We start from the raw sequence: 15,946 nt of genomic DNA, 5'->3' as shown, positions 1-15,946 counted from the left end.
TCAGGCCGCCGTCACGCTGACCGCGACCTCCATCGTGTGCAGGTCGGATGGTGCGCCTTGGAAACTGCCCGTGACGGGTGCGATCTGCGACATGCGCCGCCCGACCGCAACGGGGATCAGGTTGGCCGCACCCACGGCGCGGTTCGTCGGGTCATAGGTGATCCAGCCCGCGCCCGGCACGAAAACCTCGACCCACGCATGGGTGGACCCCGACCCCGCCGACCCGAGGCTGCTCCCCTGCGGATCATAGAGGTAGCCCGACACCAGCCGCGCGCCGAGGCCAAGGGTGCGGCAGGCCTCCGCCATCAGCACAGCCAGATCACGGCACGATCCCCACCCCCGGTCGAGCGTGTCGAGCGGGCCTTGCGTGCCCTCGGTCTCGCGCACCTCGTAGGCGATCCGCGCCGCGATGCCGTTGCTCAGATCCTTCAGAAGCGACAGCGTATCGGTCGGCGTGCTCCGCACGAAACCGCAAACCCAGTCTGCAAGGCGGCGATCCTGATCGACGTATTGCGGGGCAACAAGCGCACCCAGATCGGCACGGTCATCGGCGGAATACAGAAACGGGTAATCGATCGCCGAGGCGGCGATGGCAAAGACAGGCCAAGCCGGCGCACTCAACTCGACGATGGTGCGCGCCCGGATGACGATGGTGTCGGAGGATGCCAGAAAATTCGCGGTCGCAATCGCGTTGCCTGCCACGTCATGTGACCAATCGATCCGTGCCTCCGGCGTCACATCCAGATCGAAGCCGACAAGGCGCAGGTCGCGCGTCTCCCTCGGGCGCAGCATCAGGCGGTGCGCACCGGGGATGACCGGGTCGCGGTAGCGATAGGTCGTGTCATGGCTGATCGTGACATGGGGCATGACCGCCGCCTCAGCCCGACCGGACGGCCGAGCGGCGTCGCGTCTGCCCCGTGTAGGCAGGCAGCGACGTGCGCCAAACCGTGCTGGCCTTGCAGCGGGCACAGATGCGTTCCCCGAAGCCTTCGCTGAAGAAAACCGTCCCGCAGCGCAGGCAGGCGCGGCTGGCGGCCACATCGCGGGGCGAAAGGGTCGTCATCGTCAGATCGGCAAAGTGCTGGTCAGGGTTCATGTCTTCTCCTCTCTGGGCGCCACGTCCTGTCCCGGCAAAGCGGTCTTGTCTTTCGACAAGGGGCGCGTCGTGCGTCCCGGTCTGGCCACCTTGGGGGGTGTGGTCGGCAAGCCTTCGTTCTCGGCTGTCTGGATGGGGAAAGCCTCCGGGCCCGTTCCCGCACGCGCCGTCATGGCGGGGCAATCCTGAGCAGCGCGGCGGCCGCCCGCGCATGTTCTTCCCGGTGGTAGTCGCCGTGGAAAACGCCATCCACGCGAACCTGCCAGATGCCATGATATTTGCTGACCTGCAGGCCACCGCGGGTCGCGATCTCGGGGAGCGGCGCGTTGTGTTGCGTATCGCCCAAGGCGCGGCCGCTGTCGGCGGCGCCACGGTCCCGAACCGCAGTCGTAAGGCCCTCGATACCCCGTGGACGGGGCGCGCCCGGCGGGACAGACCGCATCACCCCGGCGCGGCCAAAGCCGATCGCGGATGCAAAGCGACGGAAGCAATATGATGGACCCATGATCGTCTGGTCTCTCCGTTGCGGGGCTGGCGTGCTGCTGAAACCGGGTAATTCGCGCGATCTTGGCTCGGGCCGCAGCGCGTGGTGACGCGGATTCGACATGGAAACGGCGATGGGCACGCCCCGCCCGCCAAGGCGCACCGACAGGTCGGTTCGACATCGGCTCATGCAATACCTCAAACGGCACGGTGCAATCCTAACCTGGATCAGGCTTGCCTCCATTCTCCGACCCTCGAACCGGTGTCCCGACGCTTTCCGGGCTTGCCCATCCCACCCGTCAAATTTCGTGCAGGCAAGCACCAACGATACGCGGGCAGGTTGGGGGTGGTAACTATTTCAAAAACAATTACGGTCGCGGCACTGAACAATGGCAGGGACGCCCAATGGCGGAAGATGCACAATCCTTCGACCCTGACCTCTTTCTGAGCGCAGCCGACATATTCGCCCGAAAAGGCCGAACCCTTCCCATCCATGCGGTAAAGGGTTTTGCGACCGAAGTGGTCCAACGCATCTTGTCGATGGATGCACGCGCCGAGTTCGTGGACGACGCAAAGGTCAGCGCGAAACGCCTTGGCGCGTTTTGCGATACCCTTTTGCAGCCCTTGCCGGAAAAGGCCCTCGCCTTTGTTGCCGCACTTGAGGCCGAAGGCGTGACGCCGGACGTCATCCGCTACGGCTACATTGCCGGTGCCGCGCGTCTCTTGGGGGATCGGTGGGACCGCAACAAGGTAGATTTCACCGAGGTCGCGATTGCGACGGGGCGTCTTTACGCCCTCATCCGCGCCGTCAAACCTGACCACCAGGAACATCACGGCGTTCATCGTGGCACCAGAAGCGCCCTTTTCGCGTCCGTTCCGGGCGAGACCCATACGCTTGGGATCACGCTGGCCGCCGACACGTTTCGCAACCACGGCTGGGATATCGATCTCCGGGTTTCCGAAGACCACGACAGCCTCGTCCGGCTTGTCCAGCATGCACGTCCCGCCGTTATCGGCTTGTCGCTCAGCACAAGAGGACGCCTTGCCGACCTGATACGCCTCGTTCTGGCGCTGCGGATCGTTGTTCCCCGGGCGATCATCGGCGTCGCACCGGCGCTCGAAATGTCGGACACGGAAATCACGGATATCGTCGACATCGATCTCGTGTTTCGCGATGCGCGTACGGCCTTGGCAGACCTCGACCGGTTGTTGCGCCTGCGCGCCTAGCTTAGGGGCCGCGATGCCCCACCGCTGGCCGCCTGCCGATGCGGCCATGGACAGCGCGGGGATCACACTGTTGCGCTGCGGCCTGTTGGGCATCGTCCGGACGCGTAACCTCACCCGCGCCACCTTGCGCAACATCAAGCGTCAAAAAGCCTGTTGGTCGCGCCTAGCTCGACGATCCGGGCACGCCCTTGGCCACGTCGTCTTCGGCGTCGCTGGTCCAGACCTCGAACTGGGTCAACGTGTTGGGACCAAACGTCTGGGTAAGGGGCACATCGGCGGCGTCGCGCCCATGGGCGATCAAGATCCGACCGATACGCGGGCTGTTGTTGCGCGGATCGAAAACCCACCAGCGGCCACCCAGAAAGACCTCCATCCATGCCGCGAAATCGTCGGGCGGATGGGGTGTGGGTTGGCCGATCTCGCTCAGATACCCCGTGCAGTATCGGGCCGGAATGTTCATGCATCGGCACAGGGTGATGGCGAGATGGGTAAAATCCCGACAGACACCAAATCGGCCGGAAAGCGTTTCGGACGCCGTGCGCGTCGCGCTGGCCTGCATGTAGTCAAACGAAATGGTTTCGTGAACGAAAGTGCAGATCGCCTTGACGCGCGCGCTGCCGGGTTCGGTGGTCTCGAACAGGTGCCACGCGGCATCCGACATAAGATCCGTGTCGCAATAGCGGCTTCCCAAAAGGTAGGGCAGCGTTTCGAAGGGCAGATCCTGAACCGCGTGCTGGGCCACATCGGGAACCGCGGGATCGGGTCGTCCCGTATCGCGGATTATCCCGTCCGTCGACAAGATGAACGCGCCCGCGGGGGCAACCAATCGCGTGCAAAGATTTCCGAATTTGTCGCGATACCTGTCCAGCGGAACGCGCGGCTCCGTCACCAGATCGTCGGCCCGTTCAAGATCACCCGAGCGCGCGTGATGCACGTTCAGCATGGCGATGAATGGCGTGTCCTGCATCAGCTGGTAGCGCAGGCGGCAACCGATCCGTATCCTTATGCCCTCTGGTTCGTCGAGGGTCGCATTCGGGTTCCTATCGTCCAAGAACACATTCCCCATCCGAGTGCTGAAAATTGCGATCGCAGCGCCAGCGGTTGCCGGAGCGGTCGAGATGGGCGTTCGCCGGGATCTCGATCGGCACACACGCATCGTTCAGAGCCTCAAAGCCACGCTCGCACACCCAGCCCAAGCTCGACGGATCGTTGGTGAGATACGCGTTTTCGGGAACGGCAATCCGAACACAAGCGTCGCGGTCCTCGCGGTATCCCCGTCGGCACTGCCAGTCGAAGCCCGAGGATCGCAAGAAGGCATTCTCCGGCACCGGGATCGCGGCGCAAGACATGCCCGACACCTCGACGTATCCGCGTCGGCAGGCCCAGCCCGGCCCGTATGACCGGCCGTTGGCATAAGCGTTGTCGGGAATGTCGATCGCAACACAGGCCGCATCCTCGACCCGGTACCCGATCCTGCAATCCCAGCCTCCACCATTGTCGCGCGCCACCGCGTTCGGCGGGGCGGTTCCGGTTCCATCCTGCGCGACTGCCGGAAACACCAGCGACGCAATCGCAAGGCTCGCGGCCATCATCGCTTTGACAAGCCGCGACCCCAGCGGCCGCAAACGCAGCGCGACGGCGCCCATGCTCATCCGCCGTCCGCCGGGATTGTCCTTTGGGCGGGCGCCGCGTCGAGGTCGATCATCGACAGACAGGCCTGTGCGATGTCACGATCCGGCGCGGTCGTGCCGGGCATGGTCGCCCATCCGGCGTCCATCAGGGTGCCGCGCCGCTGATAAGTTGCCGTGGTGCGGAGCGTGGCAAGAACCGCCGTCTGATCCGGGTCGCGCGCGGCGATATCAAGACACACGGGAACCATGGCCGCGACGACATCATCGTGGGACATGGCCATCGCCCGCTCATGGGCGGTTTGGCCCGTCACCCATCCGCCCCAGGTGAAACCGACGATGCCGAGGACGGCGGCGCCAGCACCCGCCGCATAGATCGCAGGCTTGAGCCAATCAGGCATGTTCATGGAAAATCCTCCTGCGGAGAAAGCGCCGCATCGCTGTGCAAAGATCCCCGACACGCAATCAGTTGCGCGGGTAGCCCTTCTTGCGCCGCCCGAACCGAAGAACCGGATGACACGGCCAAGCGGCGCAGACCGCGTTCAGATGGGTCGGTCTTTCCGGAATGGGCGACCTGCCCTGTCGCCGCGAAGCGACCCACGTCTGCGACATCGGGCAGATGAAATCGGGCCGCGCATTGTGGGCGCGCTGAACGCGCGCCCGGACCCACATCAGGCGTGGACTGCGGGGCATTTGTTACGCATCAGATGGGAATTGAAAAATTATTTTCAATGACAACGTATCGGAATTGAAATGAAATATCCCGGCGCAGGGTGAAAGCGCTTGTGTTCCAAGGGCTCAGCAACCACCTGTAAAGGTACAACGTTATTCTCTGCGACCCTCTGCTCCCGTTCATCCGGCTTCAGTCGATCTCTCAGTCTGACTTTGCCGAGCTGCCGCATTCTGCGGGCAGCACCCAGAACAGGAGACCACGGACATGGCCAATGGCACCGTGAAATGGTTCAACACCACCAAAGGTTTCGGCTTCATCGAACCGGAATCGGGCGGCAAGGACGTTTTCGTCCACATCTCGGCTGTCGAGCGCGCTGGCCTCACCGGCCTCGCCGATGCCCAGAAGGTGACCTATGATGTCGAAGCGGGCGGCGATGGCCGCGAAAGCGCGATCAATCTCGCGCTCGCCTGACAGGATTGGACGGGTGCCCCTAAGGGGGTGCCCGGTCATTCCACCAATTCGCCCTCACGTCCCCCAAGACAAGCTTGGTGCGCGACAGCGGTCCCGCCGCTCGTGACATTTTCAGAGGTGGAGCGGCGTCCAGCCTGAGCTGGGCATGAGCCCTGCCTGCCCACCCCAAAGACCGGAGAATACCCCCATGACGCGTTTCAACACGGACGGCCAAACGGCCACCGGTCGCTCCTTGTTCAAGGACAAAACGAAAAAGAAGCAGGCCGCCCGCCCCGCGGATACGCCAGCCGCCGTGCAGCTGGGCGAACATGGCAGATACCAGATCAAGTCCGGGCGGCTGTCTGGGGAATATATCGCCCGCGCCTTCCCCAAACCGCCCACGAACGCGCGCAGGATCATCGCCGAAGCGACCGGTGCGACCGAAGAGGCCGCGATCGCCGCCTTGCACGATGTCATCGACGCGCGCGAGGCTCAGCGGATCGTGGATCGCAGGGTCGATGAGGGAACCGGTTTCACCGTGCCAAGCGTCGATGAATATCGCGAAGCGCTCGGCCAGATTTCCCTGTCGCGCCCCCAGCACGCCATGCTGACGGCATTGGCCCTCGCTGGCGACGACGGGTTGACGGATTCGCAGATGGCCCGCGCCGCTGGCTACAAGACGAAATCCTCCGCGAACCGGGCTTTTGAGGCAACCGGCCTCCTGATCGCCGAGTATCTATCCATCGATGCCGCCACGCAGGCGCACGGCGACGAAGCGCCGGGGGCGGGCATCCTTGGGTTCCGCACTGGGCCCCAAGGGGACCAAACGCTCGGAAACCGGACGCTTCACCCCGAATTGCGCGAGGTTTTGAAAGCCATCGGCTGAGAGAAGTTCACCTTGGTCGGCGCGGTCACGAAGGATCAGTGCGTCCAAGCACCCTTGCGGTCCGTGGCGAAATTCTCGCCGTAACCGCGCGCGCGGATGTTGGGCTTGCGCTCCTTGGGCTTGAGCACCACGGCCTCGATCCCATGGGCCTTGGCATAATCCTGCGCCGCCTCCAGCGTGTTGAAACGCAGCCGCACCTGGCTGTTCATGTCCGACGACGATGTCCAGCCCATCAGCGGATCGACCTCGCGCGGGGCGTCGGGCGCGTATTCCAGCACCCATTCCCTCGTCTTGGCCGTGCCCGAGGACATGGCGGTTTTCGCAGGCTTGTAGATGCGGGCGCGCATGGTCGTTCCATCCCGGTCAATATCGCTGCAAGCCTTATGGAAAAGCCCCGCGCGCTTGTCCACACCCCAAGCTGTCGCGGCTTGCGTCATCCATGATGAGGGGGGGTGAAAGCAGGAGAGGGTTGCCGACCGGCATCGAGGGAGCGAGGGGTGGGTGGGTGGTTCGACACCGACCGGCAACCACATCTGCTGCTTGCATCTGAAACTTACGACAACCTCCCCGGACCACGCAACGAAATTTTCTCCTTAAAGTTGTAAAAATTGTCACGGATTTCGAAACCCCCCGTTAACCATGCGCCGCGCCCGGCCTGCGGGGTTGAACCGCCGCCCGATCAGGTCAATTTGGTAAGCTGACGGAGACGAAAGCATGCACAACAATTCCCCCCAGGCGATGCCCGATACCGGCCTGTCGGTCGATGCGGTCCGCGCCCGCCCGAAACTCGAAGGCGGGCGGCGCTTCATCATGCACACGGAATTCAAACCCGCCGGCGACCAGCCGCGCGCCATCGCGGAACTGTCGCAAGGCGTTCAGGGCGGCGACCGCGACCAGGTGCTTCTGGGCGCGACCGGCACCGGCAAGACCTTCACCATGGCCAAGGTGATCGAAGAAACCCAGCGCCCCGCGATCATCCTTGCCCCGAACAAGACGCTCGCCGCCCAGCTTTACGGCGAATTCAAAGGGTTCTTTCCCGAAAACGCCGTCGAATATTTCGTCAGCTACTACGACTATTACCAGCCCGAAGCCTATGTGGCGCGCTCCGACACCTACATCGAGAAAGAAAGCCAGATCAACGAACAGATCGACCGGATGCGCCATTCCGCGACCCGGGCGCTTCTGGAACGCGACGATGTGATCATCGTGGCCTCCGTCTCCTGCATCTACGGTATCGGCTCGGTCGAAACCTATGGCGCGATGACCCAGGATCTGTTCGCGGGCCGCCAGTATGACCAGCGCAAGGTGATGGCCGATCTCGTGGCGCAGCAATACCGCCGCAATGACCAGGCGTTCCAACGCGGCTCCTTCCGCGTGCGCGGCGACAGCCTCGAGGTTTGGCCGGCCCACCTCGACGATCGCGCCTGGCGGCTGTCCTTCTTCGGCGAGGATCTGGAATCGATCACCGAATTCGACCCGCTCACCGGCCACAAGACCGACACGTTCGACAAGGTGCGGCTCTACGCCAATTCCCACTACGTCACGCCGCGCCCCACGATGCAGCAGGCGATCAAGGGGATAAAGGCGGAACTCAAGCAGCGCCTCGACCAGCTCGTGGGCGAGGGCAAGCTCTTGGAGGCCCAGCGCCTCGAACAACGCACCAATTTCGACCTCGAAATGCTCGAGGCAACAGGCGTCTGCAACGGGATCGAGAATTATTCCCGCTACCTCACGGGCCGCGCGCCGGGCGAACCGCCGCCCACGCTCTTCGAATACATCCCCGACAATGCCATCGTCTTTGCCGACGAAAGCCATGTCAGCATCCCCCAGATCGGCGGCATGTATCGGGGCGACTACCGGCGCAAATTCACGCTGGCCGAACACGGCTTCCGCCTGCCGTCCTGCATGGACAACCGCCCCCTCAAGTTCGAGGAATGGGACGCGATGCGCCCGCAATCGGTCTATGTCTCGGCCACGCCCGCCGCATGGGAACTGGAACAGGCGGGCGGCGTGTTCGTCGAACAGGTGATCCGCCCCACGGGCCTTCTGGACCCGATCGTCGAAATCCGCCCCGTCGAGATGCAGGTCGACGATCTGCTCGATGAAATCCGCAAGGTCGCGGCCCGCGGCTTCCGCACGCTCGTCACCACCCTGACGAAACGCATGGCCGAGGATCTGACCGAATACCTGCACGAACAGGGCATTCGCGTGCGCTACATGCACTCCGACATCGACACGATCGAACGGATCGAGATCCTGCGCGATCTGCGGCTGGGGGCCTTCGACGTGCTGATCGGCATCAACCTGTTGCGCGAAGGCCTGGACATTCCCGAATGCGGTCTGGTGGCCATCCTCGATGCCGACAAGGAAGGTTTCCTGCGCTCCGAGACTTCGCTCATCCAGACCATCGGCCGGGCCGCGCGCAACGCCGAGGGGCGCGTGATCATGTATGCCGACCGCATCACCGGCTCGATGGAACGCGCGCTGCGCGAAACCGACCGCCGCCGCGCGAAACAGATCGCCTATAACGAGGAACACGGGATCACGCCGGCCACGGTGAAAAAGAACGTGGAGGATGTTCTGGCGGGCCTCTACCAGGGCGACACCGACATGAACCGCGTTACAGCCAAGGTGGAAAAACCGCTGGTCGGCGCGAACCTCGCCGCCCATCTCGACGGGTTGCGCGCCCAGATGCGCAAGGCCGCCGAGAACCTCGAATTCGAGGAAGCGGCGCGTCTCCGGGACGAGGTCAAACGGCTCGAAGCGGTGGAACTGGCCGTGGCCGACGACCCCCTCGCCCGCCAATCGGCGGTGGAGGAAGCGGTGGACGAGGCCCAGAAGATGAAAGGCCGTTCAACGGCAGGGCGTCCCGGGCAAAGGGGTGGGAAGGCTCGGCGGGGGCGGTGAAGGAATGCGTGGGGTGCGCCTGAAGGCACACTCTACCCGATGTTTTGGTCACGTGTAGGGTGCCGCGCCTTCAGGCGCACAACCACCACCCACCCCCTTGGGTCACATCACCCCCCGGCGCCCCCCGGCACCACGGTCAACCCCAACCCCTGCCAGTTCTGCATCCCCCCCCGGTAATAACTGATATTCTCCGCCGGGAACCCGGCCTCGATCATGTTGCGCGCCGCCGTCGGCGACTGGCCGCACCACGGCCCGTTGCAGAACAAGACCACCTGCGGGATATCCCCCTCGCAGATGAACCCGTCGAAATCGACCTCGCAGCCCAATTCGCCCAACCGATCCGCCGCCTCGTTGTAGGGGACCGAGATCGCGCCGGGGATCGTGCCCGCCTCGAATTCGGGCCGGATGCGCCCGTCGATCACCACCGTGCCGGGGTCCTGCAGGGCCGCGATCACCTCCAGCTCGCCCACAGGCGTCACACCGGGCGCGGGCACCATCGGCTGGATGCAGAAATTCGGACAGGGCCGCGAGGTCAGCGTCCAATCTCCCTCCAGCCGATGCGCCGTATCCTGATTGCGCGAGATTTCGACCATTCCCGTCGGCGTGGGCACGCTCGCCGACATCATGTCGGCCGTGATCCCCACCCCATCGGCCATGGCCAGCCCCGGCATAGCCACGATTGCGAAAGCAAAAGCCGTGATACGCATGGCGTCCTCCCTTTTTTCCTCTCCCGTCAGGGTCCGCCTGTTGATGGACAGAGTCAACCGTCAGTTGCAATCGCCTGTCCCTTGGGCGCACTGCCGCCCCTTTCCCCCCGCGTCCTGCGCCCTACCCTCGCCCCATGCGCCTGTTTATCGCTGCCCTTGCCGCCGTCACCCTCACCCACCCCGCCGCCGCGTGGCAGGCCGGGACGGATGGCGCGCTCTGCACCCTCACCCATGCGGAAAACGGCCTCGACATCCGCCTGACCCATGATCCCGGCCCGCCGCTCTGGACCATCACGATCACCGCGCCCACGCCATGGCCCGAGGCCGCGATCTTCTCCATCGCCTTCCTTGATGGCGCCGACCTCACCATCTCGACCGACCGGCACATTCTCTCGCAGGATGGCCTTGCGCTCACCGTGGCTGACCGTGGCTTCGGCAATGTGCTGGCCGGGCTCTCGGGCAATGCGCGCGCGCTCTTTCGCGCGGGCGATGCGGAATTTTCCGCCTCCCTCGCAGGCGCCGCGCCCGAGGTCGCCGCCTTCGAGGCTTGCGGCACCACGCCCGCTGTCTGAGGCCCCATGCCCGATCCGTGCATTCCGGCACATCGACCCTGTGCCCATGTGCATTTGCGCGCGAACCATCCTGCGCCATCTTGGATAGCGAAACAGGGCCTCGCCCTATCCTTTCAGGAGATCCCAAGATGACCCGCACAATTCCGGGCCTGCACCATGTCACGGCCATCTCCGGCCCCCCGCAGGCCAATCTCGCCTTCTACACCGGCAGGCTGCGCCAGCGGCTCGTCAAGAAAACCGTCAATTTCGACGATCCCGGCACCTATCACCTCTATTACGGTGACAGCGCGGGCAGCCCCGGCACGATCCTGACCTTCTTTCCCTTCGCCGATGCGGGCCCCGGCCGCGCCGGTCCGGGCATGGCCTCGGCCTATGCCTATGCCGTGCCCAAGGGCGGCTTTGACGGCTGGATGGAAACACTCGCGCTGGACGCCGTCGATTTCGACGGCCCGACCGACCGCTTCGGGCAACGCGTCCTCACGCTGCGCGATCCCGATGGCGCGCCGGTCGAACTGGTCGAAACCGACCGCGACAGCGACGCGCCGCTCGACGGTTTCCATTCCGTTACGCTCTGGGAAAGCGACATCGCGCCCACCGCACGGCTTTTGACCGAGATCTTCGGCTATGTCGAAACCGGCCACGAGACCGCAGGCGGTACCGAACGCCTGCGCCTTCAGGCTCCGGGCGACGCGCGCGGCGCGGTGATCGACCTGATGCGCTCGGACGCGCCCTCCATCGGGCGGCAGGGGGCAGGATCGATCCATCACATCGCCTTCCGCGCCGAAACCGACGCGATACAGCGCGACTGGATGGAAAAGCTCGCCAGCGCCGGGCATCCCACCACGCCCGTCATCGACCGACAGTATTTCAACGCGATCTATTTCCGCGAACCGGGCGGCGTCCTGTTCGAAATCGCGACCGACCCGCCGGGTTTCGCCGTGGATGAGGATCCCGCGCATCTGGGCGAGGCGCTGAAGCTGCCCGCGAAATACGAAGCCTATCGCGACCGGATCGAACAGGTCCTCCCGCCGCTGCAGGTGGCACGATGACCCGCACCTCGCGCGCGGGCGCCTCCGCCGACACGGCCCGGATGGGCCTTGTCCTCCTGCACGGGCGCGGCGCAGGGGCCGAGGATATCCTCGGCCTCGGCGCGGCACTCGGCCTGCCCGATATCGCCCTCATCGCGCCCGAGGCGCCGGGGCGCAGCTGGTGGCCGACCTCCTTCCTCGCGCCGATGGGCGGCATGGCCCCCCATGTCGAGAACGGTCTGGCCGCGGTGGACGAAGCGATCGCTACGCTGGAGGCCGACGGCCTGACCCGCGACCGCATCGCCTTGGCGGGGTTCAGCCAGGGCGGATGCCTCGCGCTCGAATATGCCGCGCGGCGCGGTGGGCTTGCGGCCGTCTTCGGGCTTTCCGCCGGTCTGGTCGGGACCTCCGACGCGATGGGCGGCCCCGATGCCGCGCTTTACGGTGCGACGCCCAAACGGTTTGCCTATGACACCGACCTGACCGGCCTGCCCGTGACGATCACAATCCATACCCAAGACCCGCACATCCCCCTCAAGCGTGCCGAAGACAGCGCCGCCGCCTTCCGCGGGCTGGGGGCAAAGGTCGATCTTCAGGTGACACAAGGTGCCGGCCACAGCGTGACCGAGGGCGGGGTGCGCGCGATGCGCGCAATCCTGAACAAGGGGTAAACAGCCCCGAGGCCCGGCAAGCTTTCGGCAAGAAACGGGCCCGGAATTTAACCTTTCGTCAGGACATTCCGGGTCCGTTAACCAATCTCCGGCCTCAGCCCAGAACCTCCGCGATGCTCTCGGCGGTGGCCGCGACGATGGTGTCGGCCTCCTCCCGCGTCAGGCAGAGCGGCGGCGCATAGCCCAGGATATCGCCCTGCGGCATGGCCCGCGCGATCACGCCACGCCGCGCCATGGCCGCCACGATGCGCGGCACCACCTTGTCGGCGGCATCGAACCCCGCCCGCGTGTCGCGATTCTGGACCAGTTCCACCGCAGTCAGCATCCCCTCGCCGCGCACCTCGCCGACATGGGCATGTTCGCCCAAGGCATCGGCCATGGTCCGCGTCAGGTAAGGCCCTGTTTCACCGGCATTTTTCACCAGCCCGAGACTGTCCACCAGCTTGAGGTTCGCAATCCCCGCAGCCGCCCCGATGGGATGGGCCGAATAGGTCCAGCCATGACCAAAGGGCCCGTTTTCATCGGTGCCCTGCTCCAGAACCGCCCAGACTTTCTTGGACACGATGGACCCCGACATCGGCGCATAGGCACTCGTCAGACCCTTAGCGATGGTCATGATATCGGGCTTCAACCCGTAATGCGGCGAGCCGAACATGGACCCCAACCTACCAAACCCTGTGACCACCTCATCGGCGATCAACAAGATGTCGTGTTTTTCAAGAATGGGGGTGATCGCCTCCCAATAGCCCTTGGGCGGGGGCACGATGCCACCCGTCCCCAGCATCGGCTCGGCGATGAAGGCCGCAATCGTGTCGGCCCCTTCGCGCGCGATCAGCTCCTCCAGATCAGCGGCGCATTGCGCGCTGAACTGCTCCTCCGTCTGGGTGACATCGGCGCGCCGGTAATAATAGGGCGAGGTCGTGTGCCGCACCGTGTCAAAGGGCAGATCGAATTTCTGATGGAACAGCGTGAGCCCGGTCAGCGAGCCAGACATCAGCCCCGAGCCGTGATAGCCCCGCCAGCGCGAGATGATCTTTTTCTTCTTCGGCAATCCCCGGATGTTGTTGTAATACCAGACCAATTTGATGTTGGTCTCGTTGGCATCGCTGCCGCCAAGGCCGAAATAAACCTTGGACATGTGATCGGGCGCACGCTCCATCACCATCCGCGACAGCGTGATGGAGGCCTCCGTCCCATGGCCGACATAGGCGTGGTAATAGGCCAATTCGCGCGCCTGTTCCGCGATGGCCTCGGCCACCTCCTGCCGCCCGTAGCCGATATTGACGCAATAAAGCCCCGCAAAGGCATCGAGCAGGCGGTTGCCGTCACGGTCCGTGATCCAGCAACCCTCGCCCGTCTGGATCACCCGCCCCGGCGCCTCGCCGCGCGCATGTTGCGCCAGATGCGTGGAGGGGTGCATGAAATGGTCCCGATCCCATTTCGCAAGCTGGTCGTTGGTGAGCATGACGCGATCTCCTGTCTGGGGCTTGGACCGAGCTAACGGGCCAGACAGTCAGGATGCAACCCAAAGGCGACGAAACGCCCGTCGATCTTGGCGAAACGCCCGAAAAAATCGAGGTTTTCGGGCAGGAAAACCGCCGTTTTCACAATGGTTTTGCGGCCGCAAAACCCCGCCCCCGTCAGCCCTTGCGCCGGAATGTCAGGTAATGCGGAACCCGGTTCTCACGCAGCGCCTTTTGCTCGTACCGCGTTGAAATCCAGTCATCCCACGGCCGGTGCCAGCCCTCCGGCACCTCCGTCAGCAGGTCGAACCCCGCTTGCGGCACTTCCTCCAGCGTCTGGCGCACGTAATCGGGAATATCGGTCGCCACCCGAAATTCCGCGCCCGGTTTCAGGACGCGGGCCAAAGGCTCCAGATGCTCGGGCGTGACAAAGCGGCGGCGGTGATGCCGCGCCTTGGGCCATGGGTCGGGATAGAGCAAAAAGGCCTTCGCAATCGAAGCATCGGGCAGAACATCGAACATGTCCCGCACATCGCCCGGATAAACGCGCAAATTGTCGACACCCGCGCGCCGGATCTTGCCCAGCAGCATGGCAACGCCGTTGATATAGGGTTCGCACCCGATGATGCCCGCCTGCGGGTTGAGGCTGGCTTGGTGCACCATGTGCTCGCCGCCGCCGAACCCGACCTCGAGCCAGATCTCCCGCCCGCCGAAAACCGACGCCAGATCAAGGGGTTCACGGTCCGGATTGACCTCCCAATCCACCGGGCCGGGTGACAGCGCGTCGAGATCTTCCTGAAGGTAGGCTTCTTGGCTCTCGCGCAGGTGCTTGCCCTTGCGTCGGCCATAGAAATTCCGGTGCGGGCGCTCGGATGGAGGGGTCATCGGCACTCTCTGGATCGGGTCGGTCAGGGCGCAGAGGCCGGTCGCACAGGACGGGCGGGGCGGTTGCGCCCCACCCGTGGTGCAAGATCAGACGGCGGACTTGAGCGCCTCGGTCAGATCGGTCTTTTCCCAGCTGAAACCGCCATCGGCCTCGGGGGCGCGGCCGAAATGGCCATAGGCCGCCGTACGCTGGTAGATCGGACGGTTCAGACCCAGATGCATACGGATGCCGCGCGGGGTCAGGTCCATCACCTGCCGGATCGCCTTTTCGATGCGGACCTCGTCCACCTCGCCGGTGCCATGCGTATCCACATAGACCGACAGGGGCTGTGCCACGCCGATGGCATAGCTCAGCTGCAGGGTGCAGCGCCGCGCGAGGCCCGACGCCACCACGTTCTTGGCAAGATAGCGCGCGGCATAGGCAGCCGAGCGGTCCACCTTGGTCGGATCCTTGCCCGAGAAGGCACCGCCGCCATGGGGGGCCGCGCCGCCATAGGTATCCACGATGATCTTGCGACCTGTCAGGCCCGCATCGCCATCGGGACCGCCGATCACGAACTTGCCCGTGGGGTTCACCCACCATTGCGTGCCAGCCGTCACCCAACCCGCGGGCAGAACCTCGCGGATATAGGGCTCGACCACGGCGCGCACGTCTTCCGAGGTCATCGCCTCGTCAAGATGCTGCGTCGACAACACGATCGAGGTCACCTCGACCGGCTTGCCGCCCTCGTAGCGGAGCGTCAGCTGGCTTTTGGCGTCGGGGCCCAGCGTCGGTTCCTTGCCCGATTTGCGCACCTCGGCCAGACGGCGCAGGATCGCATGGGAATACTGGATCGGGGCGGGCATCAGGTCGGGCGTTTCGTCGACGGCATAGCCAAACATGATGCCCTGATCGCCTGCGCCTTCGTCCTTGGTTTCGGAGGCGTCCACGCCCTGCGCGATATGAGCGGATTGCTCGTGCAGCAGGTTCGTCACCTCGACGGTGGCATGGTGGAACTTGTCCTGCTCGTAACCGATGTCGCGGACGCACTCGCGCGCGATCTGTTCGATGCGGCCCATGTATTCGGCGAGCTTCGCCTTGTCGGACAGGCCTACCTCACCGCCGATGACGACGCGATTGGTCGTGGCGAAGGTTTCGCAGGCGACGCGCGCCTCGGGTTCCTCGGACAGGAAAGCATCGAGAACGGCGTCCGAAATGCGGTCGCAGACCTTGTCGGGATGCCCTTCCGAAACGGATTCGGAAGTGAAGAAATAGCTATCGCGGGCCATG

The 15,946-nt window shown here is 64.6% G+C and carries 18 protein-coding genes; 7 read left to right on the top strand and 11 right to left on the bottom strand.

What is annotated here, in order from left to right:
* The 3 genes from QQK63_RS01360 to QQK63_RS01350 form a co-directional block, all read right to left on the bottom strand.
* Window positions 1-867, bottom strand: coding sequence for a transglutaminase family protein (locus QQK63_RS01360; RefSeq protein WP_277826187.1), 867 nt, complete (start codon window positions 865-867; stop codon window positions 1-3).
* Between the two features lie 10 nt (window positions 868-877).
* Window positions 878-1,096 (bottom strand): hypothetical protein, encoded by a 219-nt coding sequence (locus QQK63_RS01355; protein WP_277826185.1) that lies wholly within the window; start codon window positions 1,094-1,096, stop codon window positions 878-880.
* A 169-nt stretch (window positions 1,097-1,265) separates the two neighbouring features.
* Window positions 1,266-1,769 (bottom strand): hypothetical protein, encoded by a 504-nt coding sequence (locus QQK63_RS01350; protein ID WP_277826183.1) that lies wholly within the window; start codon window positions 1,767-1,769, stop codon window positions 1,266-1,268.
* Window positions 1,770-1,813: 44 nt separating this feature from the next.
* Between QQK63_RS01350 and QQK63_RS01345 the strand changes: the two genes are divergently transcribed.
* On the top strand, window positions 1,814-2,806 hold the full coding sequence (locus tag QQK63_RS01345) for a cobalamin B12-binding domain-containing protein (RefSeq protein ID WP_277826182.1): 993 nt from the start codon (window positions 1,814-1,816) through the stop codon (window positions 2,804-2,806).
* Window positions 2,807-2,969: 163 nt separating this feature from the next.
* Here QQK63_RS01345 and QQK63_RS01340 read toward each other — a convergent pair whose 3' ends face one another.
* The 3 genes from QQK63_RS01340 to QQK63_RS01330 are packed head-to-tail and all read right to left on the bottom strand — an operon-like array spanning window position 2,970 to window position 4,841.
* Window positions 2,970-3,812 (bottom strand): transglutaminase-like domain-containing protein, encoded by an 843-nt coding sequence (locus QQK63_RS01340; RefSeq protein WP_377134798.1) that lies wholly within the window; start codon window positions 3,810-3,812, stop codon window positions 2,970-2,972.
* 34 nt (window positions 3,813-3,846) lie between these two features.
* Window positions 3,847-4,458: a hypothetical protein gene (locus QQK63_RS01335; protein ID WP_277826180.1), complete on the bottom strand. Its 612-nt coding sequence runs from the start codon at window positions 4,456-4,458 to the stop codon at window positions 3,847-3,849.
* Window positions 4,455-4,841 (bottom strand): hypothetical protein, encoded by a 387-nt coding sequence (locus QQK63_RS01330; protein ID WP_277826178.1) that lies wholly within the window; start codon window positions 4,839-4,841, stop codon window positions 4,455-4,457. The genes QQK63_RS01335 and QQK63_RS01330 overlap by 4 nt, the downstream gene beginning before the upstream one ends.
* 530 nt (window positions 4,842-5,371) lie before the next feature.
* Between QQK63_RS01330 and QQK63_RS01325 the strand changes: the two genes are divergently transcribed.
* Together QQK63_RS01325 and QQK63_RS01320 are read left to right on the top strand one after the other, a co-directional pair.
* On the top strand, window positions 5,372-5,578 hold the full coding sequence (locus QQK63_RS01325; RefSeq protein WP_277826176.1) for a cold-shock protein: 207 nt from the start codon (window positions 5,372-5,374) through the stop codon (window positions 5,576-5,578).
* Between the two features lie 187 nt (window positions 5,579-5,765).
* Window positions 5,766-6,443, top strand: coding sequence for a hypothetical protein (locus QQK63_RS01320; RefSeq protein WP_277826174.1), 678 nt, complete (start codon window positions 5,766-5,768; stop codon window positions 6,441-6,443).
* A gap of 35 nt (window positions 6,444-6,478) precedes the next feature.
* Here QQK63_RS01320 and QQK63_RS01315 read toward each other — a convergent pair whose 3' ends face one another.
* Window positions 6,479-6,790: an ETC complex I subunit gene (locus QQK63_RS01315; RefSeq protein ID WP_277826172.1), complete on the bottom strand. Its 312-nt coding sequence runs from the start codon at window positions 6,788-6,790 to the stop codon at window positions 6,479-6,481.
* A 367-nt stretch (window positions 6,791-7,157) separates the two neighbouring features.
* Here QQK63_RS01315 and uvrB point away from each other — a divergent pair, with 367 nt between their 5' ends.
* On the top strand, window positions 7,158-9,350 hold the full coding sequence (uvrB, locus tag QQK63_RS01310; RefSeq protein ID WP_377134698.1) for an excinuclease ABC subunit UvrB: 2,193 nt from the start codon (window positions 7,158-7,160) through the stop codon (window positions 9,348-9,350).
* Between the two features lie 107 nt (window positions 9,351-9,457).
* Here the strand turns inward: uvrB and QQK63_RS01305 are convergent, their stop codons facing one another.
* Complete coding sequence (locus QQK63_RS01305; RefSeq protein ID WP_277826170.1) at window positions 9,458-10,057, bottom strand: rhodanese-like domain-containing protein; 600 nt, start codon at window positions 10,055-10,057, stop codon at window positions 9,458-9,460.
* 134 nt (window positions 10,058-10,191) lie between these two features.
* On the opposite strand from QQK63_RS01305, the gene QQK63_RS01300 reads away from it, so the two are divergent.
* The 3 genes from QQK63_RS01300 to QQK63_RS01290 all read left to right on the top strand — a co-directional run bounded on the left by QQK63_RS01300 (window position 10,192) and on the right by QQK63_RS01290 (window position 12,328).
* Complete coding sequence (locus QQK63_RS01300; protein ID WP_277826168.1) at window positions 10,192-10,629, top strand: hypothetical protein; 438 nt, start codon at window positions 10,192-10,194, stop codon at window positions 10,627-10,629.
* Window positions 10,630-10,757: 128 nt separating this feature from the next.
* Window positions 10,758-11,678, top strand: a complete 921-nt coding sequence (locus QQK63_RS01295) for a ring-cleaving dioxygenase (protein ID WP_277826166.1) — start codon at window positions 10,758-10,760, stop codon at window positions 11,676-11,678.
* A complete protein-coding gene (locus QQK63_RS01290) occupies window positions 11,675-12,328 on the top strand; it encodes an alpha/beta hydrolase (protein ID WP_277826164.1) in 654 nt (217 codons plus the stop codon). The genes QQK63_RS01295 and QQK63_RS01290 overlap by 4 nt, the downstream gene beginning before the upstream one ends.
* A gap of 94 nt (window positions 12,329-12,422) precedes the next feature.
* Here QQK63_RS01290 and QQK63_RS01285 read toward each other — a convergent pair whose 3' ends face one another.
* From QQK63_RS01285 to metK, 3 genes are all read right to left on the bottom strand, one after another.
* A complete protein-coding gene (locus QQK63_RS01285) occupies window positions 12,423-13,793 on the bottom strand; it encodes an aspartate aminotransferase family protein (RefSeq protein WP_277826162.1) in 1,371 nt (456 codons plus the stop codon).
* Between the two features lie 175 nt (window positions 13,794-13,968).
* Window positions 13,969-14,676: a tRNA (guanine(46)-N(7))-methyltransferase TrmB gene (gene trmB / locus QQK63_RS01280; protein WP_277826160.1), complete on the bottom strand. Its 708-nt coding sequence runs from the start codon at window positions 14,674-14,676 to the stop codon at window positions 13,969-13,971.
* Between the two features lie 87 nt (window positions 14,677-14,763).
* The gene (gene metK / locus QQK63_RS01275) at window positions 14,764-15,945 is read right to left on the bottom strand and encodes a methionine adenosyltransferase (protein WP_277826158.1); all 1,182 of its coding nucleotides are present in this window, start codon (window positions 15,943-15,945) and stop codon (window positions 14,764-14,766) included.
* Window position 15,946 lies beyond the last annotated feature (1 nt).

It is taken from the genome of Roseicyclus marinus, from assembly GCF_030163795.1.
GTDB lineage: Bacteria > Pseudomonadota > Alphaproteobacteria > Rhodobacterales > Rhodobacteraceae > Roseicyclus > Roseicyclus marinus.
This window is presented reverse-complemented; position numbering and strand designations above follow the sequence as displayed.